Here is a 22,169-nt window from a genome sequence, read left to right as displayed (position 1 = left end):
CGGTATTCAATTGTGTCGCACAACCACTATCTCGTCACTCGGTTTCCCAAGCCACTCAAATGATAGGATCAAGCCTCACGAGCAATTAGTATCGGTTAGCTTAACGCCTCACAGCGCTTCCACACCCGACCTATCAACGTCCTGGTCTCGAACGACTCTTCAGGAGGGTCAAGCCCTCAGGGAAGTCTCATCTTCAGGCGAGTTTCCCGCTTAGATGCTTTCAGCGGTTATCTCTTCCGCACTTAGCTACCCGGCAATGCGACTGGCGTCACAACCGGTACACCAGAGGTGCGTCCACTCCGGTCCTCTCGTACTAGGAGCAGCCCCCGTCAAACTTCCAACGCCCACTGCAGATAGGGACCAAACTGTCTCACGACGTTTTGAACCCAGCTCACGTACCACTTTAAATGGCGAACAGCCATACCCTTGGACCGGCTACAGCCCCAGGATGTGATGAGCCGACATCGAGGTGCCAAACACCGCCGTCGATGTGAACTCTTGGGCGGTATCAGCCTGTTATCCCCGGAGTACCTTTTATCCGTTGAGCGATGGCCCTTCCATTCAGAACCACCGGATCACTATGTCCTGCTTTCGCACCTGCTCGACTTGTCGGTCTCGCAGTTAAGCTACCTTTTGCCATTGCACTATCAGCACGATTTCCGACCGTACCTAGGTAACCTTCGAACTCCTCCGTTACACTTTGGGAGGAGACCGCCCCAGTCAAACTGCCTACCATGCACTGTCCCCAATCCGGATCACGGACCAAGGTTAGAACCTCAAACACACCAGGGTGGTATTTCAAGGACGGCTCCATGAGAACTAGCGTTCCCACTTCATAGCCTCCCACCTATCCTACACAAGTCTGTTCAAAGTCCAATGCAAAGCTACAGTAAAGGTTCACGGGGTCTTTCCGTCTAGCAGCGGGGAGATTGCATCTTCACAAACACTTCAACTTCGCTGAGTCTCAGGAGGAGACAGTGTGGCCATCGTTACGCCATTCGTGCGGGTCGGAACTTACCCGACAAGGAATTTCGCTACCTTAGGACCGTTATAGTTACGGCCGCCGTTTACTGGGGCTTCGATCAAGAGCTTGCACCCCATCACTTAACCTTCCAGCACCGGGCAGGCGTCACACCGTATACGTCCACTTTCGTGTTGGCACAGTGCTGTGTTTTTGTTAAACAGTCGCAGCCACCGATTCTCTGCGACCTCTCAAAGCTCCTCCCGCAGGGATTCACTCTAAGAGGCATACCTTCTCCCGAAGTTACGGTATCAATTTGCCGAGTTCCTTCTCCTGAGTTCTCTCAAGCGCCTTAGAATTCTCATCCTGCCCACCTGTGTCGGTTTGCGGTACGGTTCTTATGCAGCTGAAGCTTAGTGGCTTTTCCTGGAAGCGTGGTATCAGTCACTTCAGGTCCGTAGACCCTCGTCATCACGTCTCGGCCTTAAGGGAAGGCGGATTTGCCTACCTCCCCAGCCTACCGGCTTAAACAGACTATTCCAACAGTCTGATGACCTAACCTTCTCCGTCCCCACATCGCACTGCATAAAAGTACGGGAATTTTAACCCGTTTCCCATCGACTACGCTTTTCAGCCTCGCCTTAGGGGCCGACTCACCCTACGCCGATGAACGTTGCGTAGGAAACCTTGGGCTTTCGGCGAGCGGGCTTTTCACCCGCTTTATCGCTACTCATGTCAGCATTCGCACTTCTGATATCTCCAGCATCCCTTACGAGACACCTTCACAGACCTACAGAACGCTCCCCTACCATCTGCACTTACGTGCAAATCCGCAGCTTCGGTTATCAGTTTGAGCCCCGTTACATCTTCCGCGCAGGACGACTCGACCAGTGAGCTATTACGCTTTCTTTAAATGATGGCTGCTTCTAAGCCAACATCCTGGCTGTCTATGCCTTCCCACCTCGTTTACCACTTAACTGATCATTTGGGACCTTAGCTGGCGGTCTGGGTTGTTTCCCTCTTGACGATGGACGTTAGCACCCACCGTCTGTCTCCCATGCTCGCACTTTCCGGTATTCAGAGTTTGCCATGGTTTGGTAAATCGCAATGACCCCCTAGCCATAACAGTGCTTTACCCCCGGAAGTGATACATGAGGCACTACCTAAATAGTTTTCGGGGAGAACCAGCTATCTCCGAGTTTGTTTAGCCTTTCACCCCTATCCACAGCTCATCCCCTAGTTTTGCAACACTAGTGGGTTCGGACCTCCAGTGCGTGTTACCGCACCTTCATCCTGGCCATGGATAGATCACTCGGTTTCGGGTCTACGCCCAGCAACTAAATCGCCCTATTCGGACTCGGTTTCCCTACGCCTCCCCTATTCGGTTAAGCTCGCTACTGAACGTAAGTCGCTGACCCATTATACAAAAGGTACGCAGTCACGGAACAAGTCCGCTCCCACTGTTTGTATGCATCCGGTTTCAGGTTCTATTTCACTCCCCTCCCGGGGTTCTTTTCGCCTTTCCCTCACGGTACTGGTTCACTATCGGTCGATCATGAGTATTTAGCCTTGGAGGATGGTCCCCCCATCTTCAGACAGGATTTCTCGTGTCCCGCCCTACTTATCGTACGCCTAGTCCTTGGAATGCGTTTTCGTGTACGGGCTATCACCCACTATGGCGGTCCTTTCCATGAACCTTCCACTAACACAATCCATAACACGTACAGGCTCTTCCGCGTTCGCTCGCCACTACTAACGGAATCTCGGTTGATTTCTTTTCCTGCAGCTACTTAGATGTTTCAGTTCGCTGCGTTCGCCTCCTCAGACCTATGGATTCAGTCTGGGATCTCCTTGCGGAGGGGTTTCCCCATTCGGACATCGCGGGATCAAAGCTCTATTGCCAGCTCCCCCGCGCTTTTCGCAGGCTTACACGTCCTTCTTCGCCTATGATCGCCAAGGCATCCACCAGATGCACTTAGTCGCTTGACCCTATCATTTCAGTAACCTAGATCACCAAAACAACAAGTGTGTTTGTGCGACGACTACACCGCCCCTTTTGATATGGCGACGTAGCCTAGATACAATCAAATACCCAAGATGACGATCCGTCCGCGTAAAGAGTTAACTCTACGCTTCCTTCTCGCCGTCTTTATATATTCGGCTTCTTCAGTTTGTTAAAGATCGGGCGTTAAAAATACAACGCAAACACAATCAAGCTATCTTGCAAACTCGCTTGTGTTTGAGTTGTGGTGGAGGATGACGGGATCGAACCGACGACCCCCTGCTTGCAAAGCAGGTGCTCTCCCAACTGAGCTAATCCCCCTCTAAACCTGAAATGCCGCATTGAAACGCGCCTCGTGTGCATCAGCACACTTCGCCGCCTTTCGCCTTGCCTTTCAGCTTTATTTGTGCGGCCGGATTACTCCGACAACAGAAATTCTGGTGGGTCTGGTTGGACTCGAACCAACGACCCCCGCCTTATCAAGACGGTGCTCTAACCAGCTGAGCTACAAACCCATTTCTTGTTCAGCCATCGCTGGCTGACGCCCTTAACTACAAATAACCGATAGGCTGTAAGTACTCGATCAACAACCTTCTCTAGAAAGGAGGTGATCCAGCCGCAGGTTCCCCTACGGCTACCTTGTTACGACTTCACCCCAGTCATGAATCCCACCGTGGTAAGCGGCCTCCTTACGGTTAGCCTACCCACTTCTGGTGAAACTCACTCCCATGGTGTGACGGGCGGTGTGTACAAGACCCGGGAACGTATTCACCGCAGCATGCTGATCTGCGATTACTAGCGATTCCGACTTCACGCACTCGAGTTGCAGAGTGCGATCCGGACTACGATCGGTTTTATGAGATTGGCTCCACCTCGCGGCTTCGCGACCCTCTGTACCGACCATTGTATGACGTGTGAAGCCCTGGTCATAAGGGCCATGAGGACTTGACGTCATCCCCACCTTCCTCCGGTTTGTCACCGGCAGTCCCATTAGAGTGCCCAACTTAATGATGGCAACTAATGGCAAGGGTTGCGCTCGTTGCGGGACTTAACCCAACATCTCACGACACGAGCTGACGACAGCCATGCAGCACCTGTGTTAACGCTCCCTTTCGGGCACCACCACATCTCTGCGGCGTTCGTTACATGTCAAGACCAGGTAAGGTTTTTCGCGTTGCATCGAATTAATCCACATCATCCACCGCTTGTGCGGGTCCCCGTCAATTCCTTTGAGTTTTAACCTTGCGGCCGTACTCCCCAGGCGGTCAACTTCTCGCGTTAGCTACGCTACCAAGGATTCAAACCCCCAACAGCTAGTTGACATCGTTTAGGGCGTGGACTACCAGGGTATCTAATCCTGTTTGCTCCCCACGCTTTCGTGCATGAGCGTCAGTGTCATCCCAGGGGGCTGCCTTCGCCATCGGTATTCCTCCGCATCTCTACGCATTTCACTGCTACACGCGGAATTCTACCCCCCTCTGACGCACTCTAGTCGTGCAGTCTCCAATGCCGTTCCCAGGTTAAGCCCGGGGCTTTCACATCAGACTTGCACAACCGCCTGCGCACGCTTTACGCCCAGTAATTCCGATTAACGCTTGCACCCTACGTATTACCGCGGCTGCTGGCACGTAGTTAGCCGGTGCTTATTCTTCCGGTACTCTCAGACCCAGCGGTTATTAACCACTAGGATTTGCTCCCGGACAAAAGTCCTTTACAACCCGAAGGCCTTCTTCAGACACGCGGCATGGCTGGATCAGGCTTGCGCCCATTGTCCAAAATTCCCCACTGCTGCCTCCCGTAGGAGTCTGGGCCGTGTCTCAGTCCCAGTGTGGCGGATCATCCTCTCAGACCCGCTACTGATCGACGCCTTGGTGAGCCTTTACCTCACCAACTAGCTAATCAGACATCGGCTGCTCGTATAACGTGAGGCCTTTCGGTCCCCCACTTTCCCCCTCAGGGCGTATGCGGTATTAATCCGGCTTTCGCCGAGCTATCCCCCATTACACGGTACATTCCGATGCATTACTCACCCGTTCGCCACTCGTCAGCGGTGCAAGCACCCTGTTACCGTTCGACTTGCATGTGTAAAGCATGCCGCCAGCGTTCAATCTGAGCCAGGATCAAACTCTTCAGTTCAATTCCAAGCAAATTTTCTGGCACGCAAGATCAAAGAAACATCGAGACATTTCTCGTCTTGCAGTGCAAGTGTTTGGTCATCGACCGAGCACTTACACCTATCGGTTATTCGTTCTGTTAAAGATCAGTGCAGGTCGCTGCGTTTCGTTTCCGGCGCTGCGTTGTCTGCTGAGGAGGCGAACTATACGTCAGCCCCCTAAACCCGTCAACACCTTTTGCGAGAAAAACCTCAACAAAAGTGGGCCTCGCAGGGCAAACCCTTGATGCGGCAAGCAATATCCGAAAGGGGTATTTGCCGACACGTCTCAACCGCCCCGCCGAACCATGAAAAACGGGCCGGCGAAACGCCGGCCCGTCATGGCTTGCTATACCTCTTTATATAGAAGCGCTCCGGAGAGGTCAGTCCTCGCTACGGCGCTTGCTATTACTCCTGCGCGCCGCCGGCCTGCGTTGACGCGAGGCGGGAGACGCCTCTCCCACCGGCGACTTGCCGGCAAGCGATTGACCCGCTGGAGGCGTTGCAGCCTCGGACGCAGGCGTCGCTGTCGTAGGCGCCGGCTTGGCCGCCGCAGGCGCAGCACTAACAGTTTTGGGAGCCGCCGGTTTGCTTGCTACTGGCTTGCTTGCTGCTGGCTTGCTTGCTGCTGGCTTGCTTGCTACTGGCTTGCTTGCTACTGGCTTGCTTGCTACTGGCTTGCTTGCTACTGGCTTGCTCTCCGCCGGCGTGCTCGCGGCGGACGGACTCGCCACAGGTTTGTTGACCGCAGGCTTCGACACCGGCGATTGAGCCCCCCCTCTGCTTCGCCCCTTGGGCGCCGCCGGCAATGCCGGCGGCTTTGCCTCTACAGGCTTAGGCTCGGCAGCCCGGCGCGAACCACCCTGGCGCGCGCCGGCGCTGCGCGCGGGCACTGGCCTGGCGGTTTGCAGGTCGCCTTCCTTGACCAGAGCGAAGTCGACTTGAGCGCTTTCCAGATTTGCGCTCATCACCTTCACGGTCAGCGTATCGCCCAAGCGGTATTGCATGCCGCTCTTCTCTCCGACAATCGCCTGGACGTCCTTTTTGAAGTGGAAGTAGTCCTTGCCCAGTTCGGAGATATGCACCAGGCCTTCGACATACACCTCATCCAGCAATACGAATACGCCGAAGCTGGTCACCGCGCAGATCTTGCCCTTGAAGATCTCACCTACCTTGTCCCGCATATAGTAGGTTTTCAGCCAGGACTCGACGTCGCGGCTGGCGTCGTCCGCCCGGCGCTCGGTCATGGAGCAGTGCACGCCCAGTTGCGCCCATTTGCCCGGCTTGTATTTGCCGCCTTTGAGCACCGCCTTGATCGAACGGTGCACCAACAAGTCCGGGTAACGGCGAATCGGCGAAGTGAAGTGCGCGTAAGCCTCGTAAGCCAAGCCAAAGTGGCCGTTATTGTCCGGGGTATAAACCGCTTGCTGCATGGAACGCAGCAACATGGTCTGCAACACCGGCGCATCGGGCCGCCCATGAATCTGTTCCGCCAGTTTGGCGTAGTCCTTGGCCGTGGGCTTTTCCCCGCCGCCCAGACTCAAGCCGACCAGGCGCAGGTAGTTGCGCAGATTCTCCAGCTTCTCCTCGGTCGGGCCTTCATGCACCCGATACAAAGCCTTGTGCCCGTTCTGCTCCAGGAAATCTGCCGCGCAGACGTTGGCCGCCAGCATGCATTCCTCAATCAGGCGATGGGCATCGTTGCGCACCACCGGCACGATGCGCTCGATCTTGCCCGCGTCGTTGAAGATCATCTGAGTCTCCACCGAGTCGAACTCGATCGCCCCGCGCTGACTACGCGCGGCCAGCAGCACTTTGAACAAGGAATACAGGGTATGGATCTGCGGCAACAGCGGGCTGTCGCTGCCTTTCTGGATCCAGTCCCAAACCTGGGTATAGGTCAGCCTGGCCTTGGACAGCATCACCGCCGGATAGAACTGATAGCGCTTGACCACGCCTTTGGCGTTGATCTGCATATCGCAGACCATGCACATACGCTCCACATCAGGGTTCAAAGAGCAGATGCCGTTGGACAAGGCTTCCGGCAGCATGGGAATGACACGGCGCGGGAAGTAGACCGAAGTGCCCCGATTGAGCGCCTCCTGATCCAAGGCGTCGCCCGGCTCCACATAGAAGCTGACGTCGGCAATCGCCACCACCAGACGGAAGCCCTTGCCCTGCTTCTCCGCATACACGGCGTCATCGAAGTCGCGCGCGGTTTCGCCGTCTATCGTCACCAAGGGCAAATCGCGCAGGTCGACGCGATCCTTGGTCCAGTCTTTCTTGCGAACCTTCTTCGGCGTCGCCTTGGCCTGAGCCAGCACCGCCTCCGGGAATTGGTGAGGCAGGTCGTGCTTGCGCAGCGCGATCTCGATCTCCATGCCGGGGTCGGCATAGTTGCCCAGCACTTCCACCACCTGGCCGACAGGCTGACGATAGGCGTCCGGGTGTTGGAGGATTTCCACCATCACCACCTGACCGTCCTTGGCCCCCGCCTCGCCGCCCGGCTCAATCAGTATGTCGTGATTGATGCGACGGTCTTCCGCCGTCACCACCCACACGCCCCGAACCCGGTTGATGCGGCCAACCAGCCGCGTCACCACATGGTCCAGCACCTCAACGATCTTGCCTTCCTGGCGGCCTCGACGATCGACGCCGGACGGACGGACCATCACCCGATCGCCATGCATCGCTTTTTTCATTTCCCGCTCAGGCAGGAAAATATCGCCGCCCTGGCCTTCGCCTTCATCCGGGATGGCAAAACCGTAGCCATCGCGATGACCGGATACTTTGCACTTGATCAGATCCAGCTTTTGGGCAACGCAAACCGCGCCTTTGCGATTGATGATGATTTCGCCGTCACGTTCCATTGCCCGCAATCGACGCTCGAAATAAATAGATTCGGCCCGCGCAATCGACAACATGCGCGCTAATTCGTCAGGAAACAGCGGCACCCCCTGCTCGGCCAGAATTTTTAAAACGAACTCTCGGCTCGGCAAGGGATTGGAATATTTAAGTTTTTCCCGTTCCAGGAAGGGGTCCTGTTCGCGGAGGGACAGGGTCTTTTGTTTTTTTTGTGTTCTAGCCATTGACACCCTCAAGAATATGTCTATAATTCGCATCTCGTTGCAGAGATGCAGCGAAATAATACAGCAAAGCGAAGCCCAGGTGGCGGAATTGGTAGACGCACTAGGTTCAGGTCCTAGCGCCCGCAAGGGTGTGGAAGTTCGAGTCTTCTCTTGGGCACCACTGATTTACTCTATTGTAATCGTGTTGTTCGCTCTGTATAGTAACAATCTGGTTGGCCCAGGTGGCGGAATTGGTAGACGCACTAGGTTCAGGTCCTAGCGCCCGCAAGGGTGTGGAAGTTCGAGTCTTCTCTTGGGCACCAACAGTTTCAACGGTTCCGATGATGTTTATATCGTAGTCGAGCAGCAAAACAATTTAAGTTTTATGCCCAGGTGGCGGAATTGGTAGACGCACTAGGTTCAGGTCCTAGCGCCCGCAAGGGTGTGGAAGTTCGAGTCTTCTCTTGGGCACCAATAAACCCCCGTTGATTTATGATCAACGGGGGTTTTGCATTTCCTCCCCTTCTCAGCGCGAAGCCATCTCTTCGCCAGCGCGCGGATCCAGCGAGGCGAACATCAGGCTGGACAACATGGTCAAGGCGCCCATGATGGCAAAAGCCCAGGCGAAGTCGACCACGGTCAAGCGCGCATGTCCCTGCAACAGACTCACCCCCTGCACGACGAAGGCCCCAACCGTCACCCCCAAACCCGCCGCCAGTTGCTGCGCCACCCCGGAAAGACTGGTGGCATGACTCATGCCGGCCGGCTCGACCTCGGCAAAAGAGATCGCGTTCAGGCTGGTGAACTGCAAGGAGCGAAGACAGCCGCCCAGCACGAAGACCAGCAACATCCAGACATAGCTCGGCGCCTCGTAGAACAACGCGTATGCGGTGATGGAAAGACCCGCGAGCACGCTATTGGCCATCAAGACCCGGCGAAAACCGTAGCGCCGCAAGATGCGCATCACCAAGGTCTTCATGAAGATGGCGCCCACCGCGGTGGAACAGGTCAACAAGCCGGAGACAAAGGGATTGAGGCCCAGACCCAATTGCAGCATCAGCGGCAGCAAAAAAGGCGTGGCGCCAATGCCGACGCGGAACACGAAGCCGCCCACCACGCCGGCATGAAAGGTCGACAGCCGCAGCAAGGACAAATCCAGCAAGGGATGAGCCGTGCGACGGTAATGCAGCAGATAAAGCCACAGCAAGCCCACGCCTGTCGCCGCCAGCACGACGGACCATTGCGCCGAGACCAAATGCTTGCCCTCGGAGGCCAGGCCAAGCATCAGCAAGGACAGGCCCACGCCGCTCAGGGCAAAGCCCAGCCAGTCCAGCGGCGGCACTTGTTCGTCTTTCAAGTCTTCGATATTACGCCTTGCCAGCACCCAGCCGAGCACACCGATCGGGATATTGATCAAGAATATCCAGCGCCAATGCAGATAGGTGCTGATGAAACCGCCCAAGGGCGGTCCAATCACCGGCCCCAACAAGGCGGGCACCGTCAGATAGCTGAGCGCCCGCACCAAGTCCGCTTTCGCGGTGGTGCGCAGAATCACCAAGCGCCCCACCGGCACCATCATCGCTCCGCCTATGCCCTGCACAAAGCGCGCCAACACAAAGCCGCCCAATGTATTGCCGAGCGCGCACAATACGGAACCCGCGACGAAAACGGCGATGGCGGCGCGAAAAATACGCCGCGAGCCGAAACGGTCCGCCATCCAACCGCTGATAGGAATGAACACGGCCAGACTGACCAGATAAGACGTCAGCGCCAATTTCAAGCCAATTGGATCCACCAATAGATCGCGCGCGATTTCCGGCAAAGAGGTGGAAATCACGGTGGCGTCCATGTTCTCCATGAACAAGGCGGTGGCCACGATCAACGGGGTCACCATGCCGGCGGCGAGCTTGAGCTGCATGACGATCAAACTTCTGGAAATGGAAACAGCAGTGTAGCACCCGCCGCCGCCGGAACGACGGACCCGGGCCGCGCAAATGATGTCGAAAGGTGAAGCGGGCTCGCTCAAGCCTCCGGCAGGCAAAACAGGCGCCGTCCCTCCCGCGCGCTCCTCTCCCCCAACTCCAGCAAGGCCATCACCTGACACGCCTCCCGCGCCGTCACCGGGTTGGCGCCCAAGCCCCGCGCGGCAAGCGCCACCGCCCGGTAATAATCTCGATAATCGCCCGAAGGGGACGGCCGAGCTTCGCTGAGGGCTTCATCGTCCCGCTGGCGGTACAAGACGCCGGGCGCAAGGTCCGCGCCCCAGCCCGCCTCGCCGGGACGGCCGCCCCGCTTCAAGCACTCCTCCTGGCCGTCCAGGCCGAACTTGACGTAGCTGGCGAGCCCGCCGTGCAGACTAAAGCGCGGAGCGCCGCCGCTAACCAGGCAAGAGGCATGCAAGACCGCCTGACACTCCCCATATCCCAGCTGAACGTGAAAGTAATCCGTCGCCTGCGCGCCGACCCTTTGTTTGGACAAGCTCGCATAAATCGTCTGCGGCCAGCCCAGCAACTGCAGAACCTGATCCAGCAGATGCGGCCCCAGGTCGTACCACAGCCCCGCGCCCGGCTGGTCCTGTTCGCGCCAGCGCGCGCGCACCTGCGGCCGGTAACGATCGAAGTGGGACTCGAAATGGCTGAGCGGCCCCAACTCGCCGCTGACCAGCAAGGCCTTGAGCGCCAGAAAGTCCGCGTCCCAGCGCCGATTGTGGAATACCGACAACAGCGGGCCGCCCGGCCGCTCCGCCATCAGGCACAACTCCCTCGCCTCCGCCTGCGTCACCGTGAACGGCTTGTCCACCACCACGTGCTTGCCGGCCTTCAAGCTCGCGCGCGCCTGCGGATAATGCAGTTGGTTGGGACTGGCGATAACGAGCATATCGATAGCCGGATCGGCCAAAGCCCGCTCCAAATCGGCCAGTACCGGCACTTGCGGCCAATCCGCCCGCACCGCGTCCGGCCGGCTGCTGACCACGGCCGCCAGCCGCAACTCGGGCACCGCGGCGATCAAGGGCGCGTGAAAAGTCTTGCCGGCGTAGCCGTAGCCCACCAAGGCGACATTCAATGGCTGCATGTTTTGCCTTCGGAAACCAGAATCCAACAGTCTACGCCCGCCGCGGGCATGAAAAAACCCGCCTTGCAGGCGGGTTTCCGTCGATGGGTCGAATCGGGCTTACAGACCGAAAGGATGACGCATCACGATGGTTTCTTCGCGGTCCGGACCCGTGGAGATAATGTCCACCGGCGCGCCGCACACTTCGGCGATGCGAGTCAGATAAGCCTGAGCGTTGGCCGGCAAGTCTTCCCAGCGCTTGGCGCCGAACGTGCTTTCGGTCCAGCCCGGCATGGTTTCATAAACCGGCACGCACTGGCTGACCGCGTCGGAACCAAACGGCAGGATGTCCACTTTCTCGCCGTCCAGAGTGTAGCCCACGCACAGCTTGATCTCTTCCAGGCCGTCCATCACGTCCAGCTTGGTCACGCACAGACCGGACACGCCGTTGATCTGGATAGAGCGCTTGAGCGCGGCAGCGTCGAACCAGCCACAGCGACGCGGACGGCCAGTCACCGAACCGAACTCGTTGCCGCGCTTGGCCAGGAACATGCCGATCTCGTTTTCCTGCTCGGTCGGGAACGGACCAGAACCCACGCGGGTGGTGTAGCCCTTAACGATGCCCAGCACGTAGTTGAGCATTTGCGGAGCCACGCCGGCGCCCGGCGCCGCGGCGCCGGCCACGCAGTTGGACGACGTCACGTACGGATAAGTGCCGTGGTCGATGTCCAGCAGCGTGCCTTGCGCGCCTTCGAACAGCAGCGGAATGCCCGCCTGGTTCATGTCGTACAGGGTGCGGGACACATCGGCCACCATGGGCTTGATGCGCTCGGCCAGTTTCAGGGTGTCGGCCAGAATGACGTCGAAACTCACCGGCTCGGCCTGGAACAGCTGGGTCAGCATGAAGTTGTAGTATTCGACGTTTTCCTTCAGCTTCTCGGCAAAGCGGGCGGTATCGAACAGGTCGATCACCTTCAAGGCGCGGCGCGCCACCTTGTCTTCATAGCAGGGGCCGATGCCGCGGCCGGTGGTGCCGATCTTGCCTGCGCCCTTGGCGGCTTCGCGCGCCTGGTCCAGAGCGACGTGGTAAGGCAGGATCAGCGGGCAGCCTTCGGAAATCTTCAGGCGGGCGGCGACATTCACGCCGGCGGTTTCCAGCTCGTCGATCTCTTTGAGCAAGGCTTCCGGAGACAACACCACGCCATTGCCGATGAAGCACTCGACATCGTCGCGCAGAATGCCGGACGGAATCAGGCGCAGCACGGTTTTCTTGCCGCCCACCACCAGAGTGTGGCCCGCGTTGTGGCCGCCCTGGAAGCGAACCACGGCACGCGCGTGGTCGGTCAGCCAGTCAACGATCTTGCCCTTGCCTTCATCACCCCACTGGGTACCGATCACGACAACGTTCTTGGACATTGGAAAAAACCTCTTCTTCAGTCAGATTCAAAAATCAGTTAAATGAAACCACATGCCAATCCGAGCCGTCCGAAGTCAGCTCGCGATCGCAATTCAAGGCCTGGGCGGACTCGCCCAGGTAATCAATCACCACCATTTCGCCCGCTGCGCGCAGACGGGCCACTTCAGCCCGCGCCTGCGGCCAGTGCCTGGCGGCCAGGCGGATGCCCCTGACCGAGCCTTGCTCCGGCAGGATGCGGATCAGGTCGCGCAAATCCAGGCTGAAGCCGGTGGCCGGCCGGGCGCGGCCGAAACGACGACCCACATTGTCGTAGCGGCCGCCGCGCGCCAGCTCTTCGGCCCAGCCCTCAGCATAGGCGGCGAACAGCAGGCCATTGTGATACTGCGTGCCGCGCAGTTCGGTCAGGTCGAAGCTCAGTGCCACCCTGCCCTCCAGCGCCTTGGCCACAGCGGACAGCTGCATCAGGCCAAGCTCCACCTCGGGCAAGGACGGCAGACGGGAACGCGCCCGGTCCAGCTCCTCGATCGGACCATAGAGCTCCGGCAAAGCCAGAAAAGCGCTGCGGTACGGTTCGGCCACATCGCGGACCAACTCGCGGATGCTGGCCACGTCCTTGCTCTGCAGCTTGGCGAACAACGCCCGGCTGGCCTCCGCAGACAAACCGGCGGCGGAAGCGATGCCGCGATAAATCGCCATATGGCCGATGTCCAGCCGCAGACCGAACACGCCGGCGCGTTCCAAGGCGCCCAGCATCAACTCAATGATTTCCAGGTCGGCCTCGATGCCGGCGTAGCCGTACAGCTCCGCCCCAACTTGCAGCGGCTCGCGGGAGCCGGCCAGGCCGTCCGGCCGGGTATGCACCACGCTGCCGGCGTAGCATAGCCGGGTCACTCCGGTGCGCTCGCCGAGCAAGTGCGCGTCTATGCGCGACACTTGGGGCGTGATGTCGGCGCGCAAGCCCATTTGCCGGCCGGACAACTGATCGTCCAACTTGAAGGTCTTGAGCTCGAGCGAAGCGTCTTCCTCGCTGACCAGCGAATCGATGTACTCGATCAGCGGCGGCAGCACCAACTCGTAGCCCGCCACGCGAAAGCCTTCCAGCATCGCCGCCTTGGCGGACTCCACCTGGCGCGCGGTGGCGGGCAGAATATCCGCGATGTATTCCGGTAACAGCCAATTACGCATGATTCTTTTCAACAGAATAAAAGGCGGGAAGCGTCCCGCCTTGTTATCAGCAAACTGGCCAGGTCGCCCCGGCCAGTGTTCCATACTCGATTGTCTTGCGCGGCGTCTTCCGCCTGCCTTGGCCGCTTACTTGGCCTTGGCCGCTCCCGACTGCGGGTTCTTGAAGTACTTGAAGAACTCGCTGCTCGGCTCCAGCACCAGGACGTCGCTCTTGTTCTTGAACGACTCCTTGTACGCGTCCATGCTGCGCCAGAAAGCGTAGAAGTCCGGGTTCTTGCCGTAAGCCTCGGCGTAAATCGCCGCCGCCTTCGCATCGCCCTTGCCCTTCAGCTCCTGAGCCTGACGATACGCTTCGGCCAGCACCACTTCGCGCTGCTTGTCCGCTTCGGCGCGGATGCGTTCCGCGTCCGCGGCGCCCTCGCTGCGCAACTGGCTGGCGACGGTGCGGCGCTCGGACTGCATGCGATCGAAGACCGAACTGCTTATTTTATCCGGAAAATCGACTCGTTTTAAGCGCACGTCGAGAATTTGTACGCCTATTTTACGCGCATCCGCGTCCGCGCGCTTGCGAACCGTATCCATCACCTGATCGCGCTTGCCGGAAATGACGTCGGCAACCATCTTTTGGCCGAATTCCGCGCGCAACCCGTCATTGATGGTCTGTTTCAAACGCGCCACAGCGGCGGCCTCGGAACCCACGCTCTTGTAAAACTGCTCAACGTCCACCACGCGCCATTTGACGAAGCTGTCCACCAACACGTTCTTTTTCTCGCGGGTGTTGAACAGTTCCGGCGCCTCGGCGTCGATGGTCTGCACGCGGCGATCGAAATAACGCACGTTCTGCAGCAGCGGCACTTTGAACTGGATGCCCGGCTCCTTGATGATGCGCACCACTTCGCCAAACTGGAAAACCAGCGCGTATTGGCGCTGATCCACGGTGAACAGCGACAGGCTGGCAACAAATAGCACACCGGCTATGGCAACTACAGTCGGAATCAGTCTATCCATTGCTTATCGCTCCGCCCCAAAAAAATCACGCCCGCGGGTCACGTCCCGCCCCCCTTTGGCATTGCCGGCCTGAGCGGCCGGCGCAGCCGGCTCCGCCTGCTGCGGAACCGCGCTGGCGGCGGGCGCCGCCGCGCCGGAAGCACCCGGATTGCTCTGCTGGATCAGCTTGTCCAAAGGCAGGTACAAGAGATTGTTGCCGCCCTTCTGGTCCACCACCACCTTGGTGGTGCTGCTCATGATCTGCTGCATCATGTCCAGATACAGACGATCGCGCATGACCTTGGGCGCTTTGTTGTATTCAGACAACACTTGCTTGAAGCGCGAAGCGTCGCCTTCCGCGCGGGAAACGACTTTCTGCTCGTAGGCTTCGGCCTCCTGCTGCAGGCGCGCGGCCAGGCCCTGGGCCTTGGGCAGCACCTCGTTGGCGTAAGCCAGGCCTTCGTTGCGCAGCTTGTCCTTGTCCTGACCGGCCTTCACCGCGTCGTCGAAGGCCGCCAGCACCTGCTCGGGCGGCTGCACCGCGTTGATGTTGACCTTGGCGATGCGCACGCCCAGCGAATAACGATCCAGCACTTCCTGAATCAGTTTCTGGGTTTCCACCGCGATCTGCGTCCGCCCTTCGTTCAACACGAAGTCGACCTTGTTGCGGCCCACCACTTCGCGAATCGCGGTTTCGGTCGCCTGCTTGACGATGTCCTTGGCGTCCCGCTCGCGCGAGGCGTTGTTGAACAGGAAGGCGCGCGCGTCCTTGATGTCGTACTGCACCGACAATTGGACGTCGATGATGTTCTGGTCCGAAGTCAGCATCAGCGACTCTTCCGCCACTCGCGTCTGGGCGGTGTTGCGGTAGCCCACTTCCACGCTGCGCACTTCGGTCAGGTTGACGATCTCCACCTTTTCAATCGGGAACGGCGCGTGCCATTGCAGGCCCGGCTCGGTCACCCGGTTGAAGCTGCCCAGGCGCAGCACCACGCCTTGCTCGCGCGCGTCCACCACGTAGAAACCGCTGGCCAGCCACAAGGCCGCCAATACGCCCACCACGGCGATGGCGCCGCCCTTGAACGGCGGTTTGACGCCGGACGCGGGACTGCCGCCGGCGCCGCTGCCTTTGGCGCCCAGCAGCCGCGACAGCTTCTGATTTAGGTTGCGGAATACTTCATCGAGGTCCGGCGGCCCTTCATTGCCTCGGCGGCCTCGGTTAGGGTCATTCTGCGACATGCTCGTAATAGTCTTTATGGTTGTTTTGGGAAGGATGCACGCATTCGGCAATCGCCGCGCGCAAGAGTTCCAGGCCGGCCCCGGTCAGGGCCGAAACCCGCACCGAAACCGGACGGCCCGCCGCATCGCGCTCGATCTCCGGCTCCATCTCGCGCAGATCGCATTTGTTCCAGACCAGCAGCTGCGGAATGCCGTCCGCGCCGATCTCGGCCAACACCTTGTTGACCTCCTCGATCTGCACATCACGCATATCGCTGGAGCCATCCACCACGTGCAGCAGGAGATCCGCACGCACGGTTTCCTCCAGTGTGGCGCGGAACGCCGCCACCAGGGTGTGCGGCAGATCGCGGATAAAGCCCACAGTATCCGAAATCACGATGGATGTCTGGTGATTGAGGAACAGCTTGCGGCTGGTGGTGTCCAGCGTGGCAAACAATTGGTCCGCCGCGTAGATGCGCGCCTTGGTCAGCGCGTTGAACAAGGTGGACTTGCCCGCGTTGGTGTAACCGACGATGGACACCGAGGCGATGCCGGCCCGGCCGCGCCCCTTGCGCTGGGTATTGCGCTGCTTTTGCACCTGGGCCAGCCGCTCTTTCAGCGCCTTGACGCGGATGCCGAGCAGCCGGCGGTCGGTTTCGAGCTGGGTTTCGCCGGGGCCGCGCAAGCCTATGCCGCCCTTCTGGCGCTCCAAGTGGGTCCAGCCCCGCACCAGGCGGGTGGACATGTGCGACAGCTGGGCCAGTTCGACTTGCAGCTTGCCTTCGTGACTGCGCGCGCGCTGGGCGAAGATGTCCAGGATCAGGCTGTTGCGGTCGATGACGCGACACTGCAGCGCCCGCTCCAGATTACGCTCCTGGCCAGGCGCCAAAGCATGGTTGAATATCACTACATTGGCATCGGTGGCGCGCACCAGCAGGCCGATTTCCTCGACCTTGCCCTTGCCCGCGAACAGCGCGGCGTCCGGGCGCTGCCGCTTGCCCTGCACCACGCCCATCACCTCTACGCCGGCGCTCTTGACCAGCTCGGCACACTCGGCGATGTTTTCCTGGTAATCGGCATCTCCAAAATCCAGGCAGACCAGAACCGCCTGGTCGCCTAAGTCGGGACGATCAAACACTATTCGGAAACCATAGTTGGGGCGCAAAAGATAAAAGGCCGACAAGCCGCGCCGGTTTGGCGCGGCCGATCGGCCCGGTCACAAGCACAGCAACGCTTTAAGCGTCTTGCTGCTCCTGCTTTTGCACCGGGTGTTCATGGGGAAGATTGACCGGACGGGCGGGCACGACGGTGGAAATGGCGTGTTTGTACACCATCTGTGTCACCGTGTTTTTCAACAGCACCACGTACTGGTCAAAGGATTCTACCTGACCCTGAAGTTTAATACCGTTGACCAGGTAGATGGACACCGGCACATGTTCCTTACGCAGGATGTTCAGGAACGGGTCTTGTAACATTTGCCCTTTAGAGCTCATTCGTTATTCTCCGAATCGTTGATTGTTGTATTAACTGAACCTTACAGCCCGGTTGTCTGCTTATTATTAGCAGAAAACATCCCGGCGTACTATTTTTTACTGCTGCTGCCCTTGCCGCTCTTGCCGTAACGCACTTCTTTTTCGCGTCCGCGCATCTTGGACATCGGCTTGGGCTTGGCTCGGGACTTCTCCTTGCCGTCGTCGGTGTCGAACGGATTCTCCGAAGACTTGTACTGCACGCGCAGCGGCGTGCCCTGCAGCTTGAACACTTTCCGGAAGGTATGTTCCAGATAGCGGGTATAACTGTTCGGCACCGCATCCAGCGCATTGCCGTGCACCACGATGATGGGCGGGTTCTGGCCGCCTTGGTGCGCATAGCGCATTTTCGGGCGGATCAAACCGGAGCGCGGCGGCTGCTGGCGCTCCAGCGCCACTTGCAGCACCCGGGTCAGCTTGGGCGTGGCCAGCTTGGCCATGGCCGCCCGGTAGGCCTCGTCGATGGACTTGAACAAGTCTGCCACGCCGCGGCCTTCAATGGCGGAGATGTAATGGAACTTTGCAAAATCCAGGAAGTTCAGCTTGCGCGCGATCTCGCGGCGCACCGTTTCCTTTTGCTCCCCGTCCAGGTTGTCCCACTTGTTCACCGCCACCACCAGCGCCCGGCCCGCTTCCAACGCGAAACCCGCGATGGTGGCGTCTTGCTCGGAAATGTCCAGTTGAGCGTCCAGCACCAGCACCGCCACGTTGGCGTCTTCGATCGCCTTCATGGTCTTGATCACCGAGAACTTCTCAAGCATCTCGCTGACCTTGGCCCGGCGACGCACGCCCGCGGTGTCAATGATGGTGTAGGTATGGCCATCTCGCTCAAAATCAATATATATGCTGTCGCGAGTGGTGCCGGCCTGGTCGAAGGCGATGACGCGCTCCTCGCCCAGGATGGCGTTGACCAGGGTGGACTTGCCGACGTTGGGCCGGCCGATCACCGCGAACTTGGGATGGCGCGAGGCTTCTTCTTCCACTTCTTCCGGGAAGTCCGCCAGCACCAGTTCCATCAATTCGCGCACGCCGTCGCCATGGGCGGCGGAGATCACCAGCGGCTCGCCCAGCGCGAGTTCGTGGAACTCGGCGCCGGCGATGGCGTGCCGCATGCCTTCCGCCTTGTTGACGGCGAGGAAGACCGGACGCTGCAGCTGGCGCAGACGGTTGGCGATGATTTTGTCTTGCGGCGTCAGGCCGTTGCGGCCGTCCACCAGGAACACCACGGCATCGGCTTCGTCCACGGCCTGCAGCGTCTGCTTGGCCATTTCGAACAGAATGCCTTCGTCCACCACCGGCTCGAAACCGCCGGTATCGACCACAAGATACGGCTTTTCGCCCACGCGGCCATGGCCATAGTGGCGATCGCGCGTCAGGCCGGGCTGGTCGGCGACCAGGGCGTCGCGGCTGCGGGTCAGCCGGTTGAATAAGGTCGACTTGCCCACATTGGGGCGGCCGACCAGAGCTACGGTAGGTTTCATGAGTACTGCTTTATTATCCCAAAGTCAGCATCGCCAGACGGCCGTCCTTGCCTTGCATCAAGGCGGACGAACCCAGCGACACCGGTTGATTGGTCAGGGCGGGCCCGACCTTGACTCGGCCCACGATGCTGCCGCTCTCATTGGATAGCAGATGGGCGTAACCTTCGCCATCTCCCACCAGCACAAAGCGGCCCAACAGAGCGGGGCCGGTGACGTCCCGATATTTCAGGTCGTCGGTTTTCCAAATATTGCGGCCGGTGCCGCGATCAAACGCCCAGACCGAACCGTCTTCCGCGCTGACGTAGACATTGCGGCCGTCCACGGCCAGGCCGCGGCTGGACGAGATTTCGCGCGCCCACAACAGATTGCCGGAACGCGCTTCGAAGCAGGCCACGCGCCCCTGATAGGCGACCGCGCACACCTGACCGGCGTCGAAGACCGGCCGCGAAGTCACGTCGGTCATCCGTTCCAGCTCGGTGGCGCCGCGAGGGTTGGCCACCGCGCCCTGCCACAAAGCGTTGCCGGTTTGCGGGTTGACGATGTCCAGCCGGCCGCCGGCCTGCCCCACCATCACCGCCTCCTTGCCCACCGCCTGCATCGAGCCATTGTTGCGCACGGTCAGCTGCGGCAGCACATTGCCGCTGGACCACAGCTGCTTGCCGCCTTCGCTCAGAGAGAAGCCGGTCAGACGCGCGTCGTTGGTGCGCACCAGCACCATATCGCCGGCCACTTGCGGCGCCTCCAGCATCAGGCTGGTCAGCGGCTGCTGCCACAGCACTTTGCCGCTGGCGCGTTCCACCGCCAGCAACTTGGCGTCCTGGGTGCCCACCAGCACCATGTCGCCGGCCACGGCGACGCCGGCGCTCAGCTTGCGCTTCAGATCCACGTCCGCGCTGACGCGGCCGCTGAGGGCGTCGATGCTGCGCACGTGGCCGTCGGCGTCGGCGCTCACCACTAAGCCGTTGGCGTAAACCGGCAGGAAGCCGGCGGCCGGCGCGGCCTGTCCCGTCGTCCATTTGACCTCCAGCCCTTGCAAGGACTTGATCGCGACGAGCGGGGTGGGCTTGAACTGGGTATTGCTTTCAAACCAGCTGGCGCAGCCGGCCAGCAAGGAGGAGGACAGCACAGCGGTCAGCAACAATTGGCGGCGCATGCGATCAGCCTCCCAGCGCGTCGAGTTTGGTCTGGATGAACTGGCGATTCGGTGAATCACCCACCAGTTTGGCCAAAGCGGATTTATAGGCGTCGCGCGCGGCGGCGGCGTCGCCCTTGGCGACCAACACGTCGCCCTTCAAATCCAGGAACAGCGCGTCGAAGCCGGCCGGATGCGCCTTGTTCAGTTCGGCGATCGCCGCATCGTAGGTTTTCTGGTCCAGCAACAGGGAGGCCAGACGCAGTCGGGCGATGGCGCTTACCGATTCGTCCTTGCTATTGGCCAGCACCCATTCCAGCTGGCTCTTGGCCAGCGCGAGCTCGTTCTTGTCGAAGGCGGCCTTGGCCAGAATCAGCGAGCCGCGGGTGGCGTAGGCCGAAGAGCCGAAGTCGTTCTGCAACAGCGTCACCGCGGACTTCAGCTTGGCGATGTCCTTGGACGCCACCGCCGCGTCGATGTTCTCGTAAGCGGCCGCGGCTTTCTGCGCCTGCTGCTCCTGGTAATAGCGGTAGCCCTTGAAGCCCAGATAGGCAATGGCGGACGCCGCCAGCACGCCGGCGATCAGCTTGCCCCACTGCTGCCAGAAGGCCTTGATCGAATCAATCTGTTCCTGTTCCTGCAAGTCGAACGCCATTGCGCCCCTCTCCCTTAAGCTTTCAGTGAGATCAGCGTGGCGGCCACCGCTTCCGCCGCCACAGTGTGTTGGTCCATCTCGGCGCGCAGCGCCTTGATCACCGCCTGACCCGTTTTTATTTCATCTTCGCCGACGATCACGGCGAACTGCGCGCCGCAGCCGTCGGCTTTTTTCATTTGCGACTTGAAGCTGCCTTCGCCCAAGTGCTGCACCACCGACAGGCCGGCGGCGCGCAAAGTCTGCGCCAGCTTCATCGCGTACAGCCCTGCGCCCTCGCCCTGGTTCACCAGGTAGACGTCGACGCTGCGTTGCGCCGGCAAGAGCTGCTTGTCCTGCAACAGCAGCACCACGCGCTCCAGGCCCATGCCGAAGCCGATGCCGGCCGCGGGCTTGCCGCCCAGTTGCTCGATCAGGCCGTCATAGCGGCCGCCGGCGCAAATCGTGCCTTGGGCGCCCAGCTCGCTGGTCACCCATTCGAACACCGACTGGTTGTAATAGTCGAGCCCGCGCACCAGACGCGGATTCTCCACGAAGTCGACGCCCAGCTCGCGAATCATCGCCTTCCAGCCTTCGTAATGCGCGCGGGACGCCTCGCCCAGGTAGTCGGACAGCTTGGGCGCTTCGTCGGCCATCTGCTGCAGCGCCGGGTTCTTGGTGTCCAGCACCCGCAGCGGATTGCTGTACATCCGGCGCTTGCCGTCTTCGTCCAGGATGTCCACATGCCGTTCCAGATAGGCGATCAGCGCCTGACGGTGCGCGGCGCGCTCTTCCTGGTTGCCCAAAGAATTGATTTCCAGGCGCACATACTGGGACAGGCCCAGGCGACGCCACAGATCGGCGGTCATCGCGATGATTTCGGCGTCGATATCCGGACCGGAGAAGCCCAGCGCCTCCACGCCCATCTGGTGGAACTGACGATAACGGCCCTTCTGCGGACGCTCATGGCGGAACATCGGCCCCATGTACCACAGTTTCTGGGTGGCATTGTACAGAAGGTTGTGCTCGACCACCGCGCGCAGGGTGCCGGCGGTGCCTTCGGGCCGCAGCGTCAGGCTGTCGCCGTTCAGGCTGTCGATGAAGGTGTACATCTCCTTCTCCACCACGTCGGTGACTTCGCCGATGGCGCGGACGAACAACGGCGTGGTTTCGACGATGGGGGTGCGGATATTCTGATAGCCGTAGTCGGCCAGCAGTTCGCGCAGCTTGCCTTCAAAGAACTCCCACTGATAGGACTCGGCCGGCAGCACGTCATTCATGCCTTTGACCGCTTGATATTTTTGAGCCATTGCTTGTTTTCTTGTGTATCGCTTGAATCAGTGCCCGGTCATTGC

13 protein-coding genes, 5 tRNA genes and 2 rRNA genes are annotated in these 22,169 nt (G+C 59.8%); 3 read left to right on the top strand and 17 right to left on the bottom strand.

The window, feature by feature from the left end; genetic code table 11:
• Positions 1-64: 64 nt before the first annotated feature.
• The 5 genes from HQN78_RS01030 to rnr all read right to left on the bottom strand — a co-directional run bounded on the left by HQN78_RS01030 (position 65) and on the right by rnr (position 8,204).
• Positions 65-2,950 (bottom strand): 23S ribosomal RNA (locus HQN78_RS01030).
• Between the two features lie 258 nt (positions 2,951-3,208).
• Positions 3,209-3,284: transfer RNA gene (locus HQN78_RS01025), tRNA-Ala, on the bottom strand.
• Between the two features lie 117 nt (positions 3,285-3,401).
• Positions 3,402-3,478, bottom strand: a tRNA-Ile gene (locus HQN78_RS01020).
• Between the two features lie 85 nt (positions 3,479-3,563).
• A 16S ribosomal RNA gene (locus HQN78_RS01015) occupies positions 3,564-5,099 on the bottom strand.
• Together the 16S and 23S rRNA genes with 2 tRNA genes alongside form the textbook arrangement of a ribosomal RNA operon.
• Before the next feature lie 399 nt (positions 5,100-5,498).
• A complete protein-coding gene (gene rnr / locus HQN78_RS01010) occupies positions 5,499-8,204 on the bottom strand; it encodes a ribonuclease R (protein WP_235087381.1) in 2,706 nt (901 codons plus the stop codon).
• A gap of 73 nt (positions 8,205-8,277) precedes the next feature.
• Here rnr and HQN78_RS01005 point away from each other — a divergent pair.
• The 3 genes from HQN78_RS01005 to HQN78_RS00995 all read left to right on the top strand — a co-directional run bounded on the left by HQN78_RS01005 (position 8,278) and on the right by HQN78_RS00995 (position 8,657).
• Positions 8,278-8,364 (top strand) — tRNA-Leu (locus tag HQN78_RS01005).
• Between the two features lie 55 nt (positions 8,365-8,419).
• Positions 8,420-8,506 (top strand) — tRNA-Leu (locus tag HQN78_RS01000).
• A gap of 64 nt (positions 8,507-8,570) precedes the next feature.
• Positions 8,571-8,657: transfer RNA gene (locus HQN78_RS00995), tRNA-Leu, on the top strand.
• 52 nt (positions 8,658-8,709) lie between these two features.
• On the opposite strand, the gene HQN78_RS00990 is transcribed toward HQN78_RS00995, so the two are convergent.
• The 12 genes from HQN78_RS00990 to hisS form a co-directional block, all read right to left on the bottom strand.
• On the bottom strand, positions 8,710-10,101 hold the full coding sequence (locus HQN78_RS00990; protein WP_235087379.1) for an MFS transporter: 1,392 nt from the start codon (positions 10,099-10,101) through the stop codon (positions 8,710-8,712).
• 104 nt (positions 10,102-10,205) lie between these two features.
• Positions 10,206-11,255: an oxidoreductase gene (locus HQN78_RS00985; RefSeq protein ID WP_235087376.1), complete on the bottom strand. Its 1,050-nt coding sequence runs from the start codon at positions 11,253-11,255 to the stop codon at positions 10,206-10,208.
• A 99-nt stretch (positions 11,256-11,354) separates the two neighbouring features.
• Complete coding sequence (locus HQN78_RS00980) at positions 11,355-12,650, bottom strand: adenylosuccinate synthase (RefSeq protein WP_107798564.1); 1,296 nt, start codon at positions 12,648-12,650, stop codon at positions 11,355-11,357.
• A 34-nt stretch (positions 12,651-12,684) separates the two neighbouring features.
• Entirely contained in the window at positions 12,685-13,836 is a 1,152-nt protein-coding gene (locus tag HQN78_RS00975; RefSeq protein ID WP_235087374.1) for an ATP phosphoribosyltransferase regulatory subunit, read from the bottom strand.
• Between the two features lie 126 nt (positions 13,837-13,962).
• Entirely contained in the window at positions 13,963-14,844 is an 882-nt protein-coding gene (gene hflC / locus HQN78_RS00970) for a protease modulator HflC (RefSeq protein WP_081547400.1), read from the bottom strand.
• Positions 14,845-14,847: 3 nt separating this feature from the next.
• Positions 14,848-16,062 carry an FtsH protease activity modulator HflK gene (gene hflK / locus HQN78_RS00965; RefSeq protein ID WP_235087372.1) on the bottom strand — a complete coding sequence of 405 codons (1,215 nt, stop codon included), beginning with the start codon at positions 16,060-16,062 and terminating at the stop codon, positions 14,848-14,850.
• Positions 16,049-17,179 (bottom strand): ribosome rescue GTPase HflX, encoded by a 1,131-nt coding sequence (gene hflX, locus HQN78_RS00960; protein ID WP_107798561.1) that lies wholly within the window; start codon positions 17,177-17,179, stop codon positions 16,049-16,051. The genes hflK and hflX overlap by 14 nt, the downstream gene beginning before the upstream one ends.
• 97 nt (positions 17,180-17,276) lie before the next feature.
• A complete protein-coding gene (gene hfq, locus HQN78_RS00955) occupies positions 17,277-17,534 on the bottom strand; it encodes an RNA chaperone Hfq (protein ID WP_039756760.1) in 258 nt (85 codons plus the stop codon).
• A gap of 89 nt (positions 17,535-17,623) precedes the next feature.
• Positions 17,624-19,051, bottom strand: a complete 1,428-nt coding sequence (gene der, locus HQN78_RS00950; protein ID WP_107798560.1) for a ribosome biogenesis GTPase Der — start codon at positions 19,049-19,051, stop codon at positions 17,624-17,626.
• Between the two features lie 13 nt (positions 19,052-19,064).
• Positions 19,065-20,204, bottom strand: coding sequence for an outer membrane protein assembly factor BamB (bamB, locus tag HQN78_RS00945; RefSeq protein ID WP_235087370.1), 1,140 nt, complete (start codon positions 20,202-20,204; stop codon positions 19,065-19,067).
• Between the two features lie 4 nt (positions 20,205-20,208).
• The gene (locus HQN78_RS00940; protein ID WP_107798558.1) at positions 20,209-20,838 is read right to left on the bottom strand and encodes a tetratricopeptide repeat protein; all 630 of its coding nucleotides are present in this window, start codon (positions 20,836-20,838) and stop codon (positions 20,209-20,211) included.
• A 14-nt stretch (positions 20,839-20,852) separates the two neighbouring features.
• Positions 20,853-22,124: a histidine--tRNA ligase gene (hisS, locus tag HQN78_RS00935; protein WP_235087368.1), complete on the bottom strand. Its 1,272-nt coding sequence runs from the start codon at positions 22,122-22,124 to the stop codon at positions 20,853-20,855.
• Positions 22,125-22,169: the final 45 nt, after the last annotated feature.

It is taken from the genome of Chromobacterium sp. Beijing (genome assembly GCF_021496765.1).
Taxonomy (GTDB): Bacteria; Pseudomonadota; Gammaproteobacteria; order Burkholderiales; family Chromobacteriaceae; genus Chromobacterium.
The sequence above is the reverse complement of the archived record's forward strand: the minus strand, read 5'-3'. Positions and strand labels throughout refer to the sequence as shown.

What these genes read in the sequence shown, in the direction of transcription:
- HQN78_RS00980 (WP_107798564.1), bottom strand. Translation starts at nt 12,650, where the DNA reads ATGTCCAAGAACGTTGTCGTGATCGGTACCCAGTGGGGTGATGAAGGC.
- hflK (WP_235087372.1), bottom strand. Translation starts at nt 16,062, where the DNA reads ATGTCGCAGAATGACCCTAACCGAGGCCGCCGAGGCAATGAAGGGCCG.
- HQN78_RS00940 (WP_107798558.1), bottom strand. Translation starts at nt 20,838, where the DNA reads ATGGCGTTCGACTTGCAGGAACAGGAACAGATTGATTCGATCAAGGCC.
- hflC (WP_081547400.1), bottom strand. Translation starts at nt 14,844, where the DNA reads ATGGATAGACTGATTCCGACTGTAGTTGCCATAGCCGGTGTGCTATTT.
- der (WP_107798560.1), bottom strand. Translation starts at nt 19,051, where the DNA reads ATGAAACCTACCGTAGCTCTGGTCGGCCGCCCCAATGTGGGCAAGTCG.
- rnr (WP_235087381.1), bottom strand. Translation starts at nt 8,204, where the DNA reads ATGGCTAGAACACAAAAAAAACAAAAGACCCTGTCCCTCCGCGAACAG.
- hfq (WP_039756760.1), bottom strand. Translation starts at nt 17,534, where the DNA reads ATGAGCTCTAAAGGGCAAATGTTACAAGACCCGTTCCTGAACATCCTG.
- HQN78_RS00975 (WP_235087374.1), bottom strand. Translation starts at nt 13,836, where the DNA reads ATGCGTAATTGGCTGTTACCGGAATACATCGCGGATATTCTGCCCGCC.
- HQN78_RS00990 (WP_235087379.1), bottom strand. Translation starts at nt 10,101, where the DNA reads ATGCAGCTCAAGCTCGCCGCCGGCATGGTGACCCCGTTGATCGTGGCC.
- HQN78_RS00985 (WP_235087376.1), bottom strand. Translation starts at nt 11,255, where the DNA reads ATGCAGCCATTGAATGTCGCCTTGGTGGGCTACGGCTACGCCGGCAAG.
- bamB (WP_235087370.1), bottom strand. Translation starts at nt 20,204, where the DNA reads ATGCGCCGCCAATTGTTGCTGACCGCTGTGCTGTCCTCCTCCTTGCTG.
- hisS (WP_235087368.1), bottom strand. Translation starts at nt 22,124, where the DNA reads ATGGCTCAAAAATATCAAGCGGTCAAAGGCATGAATGACGTGCTGCCG.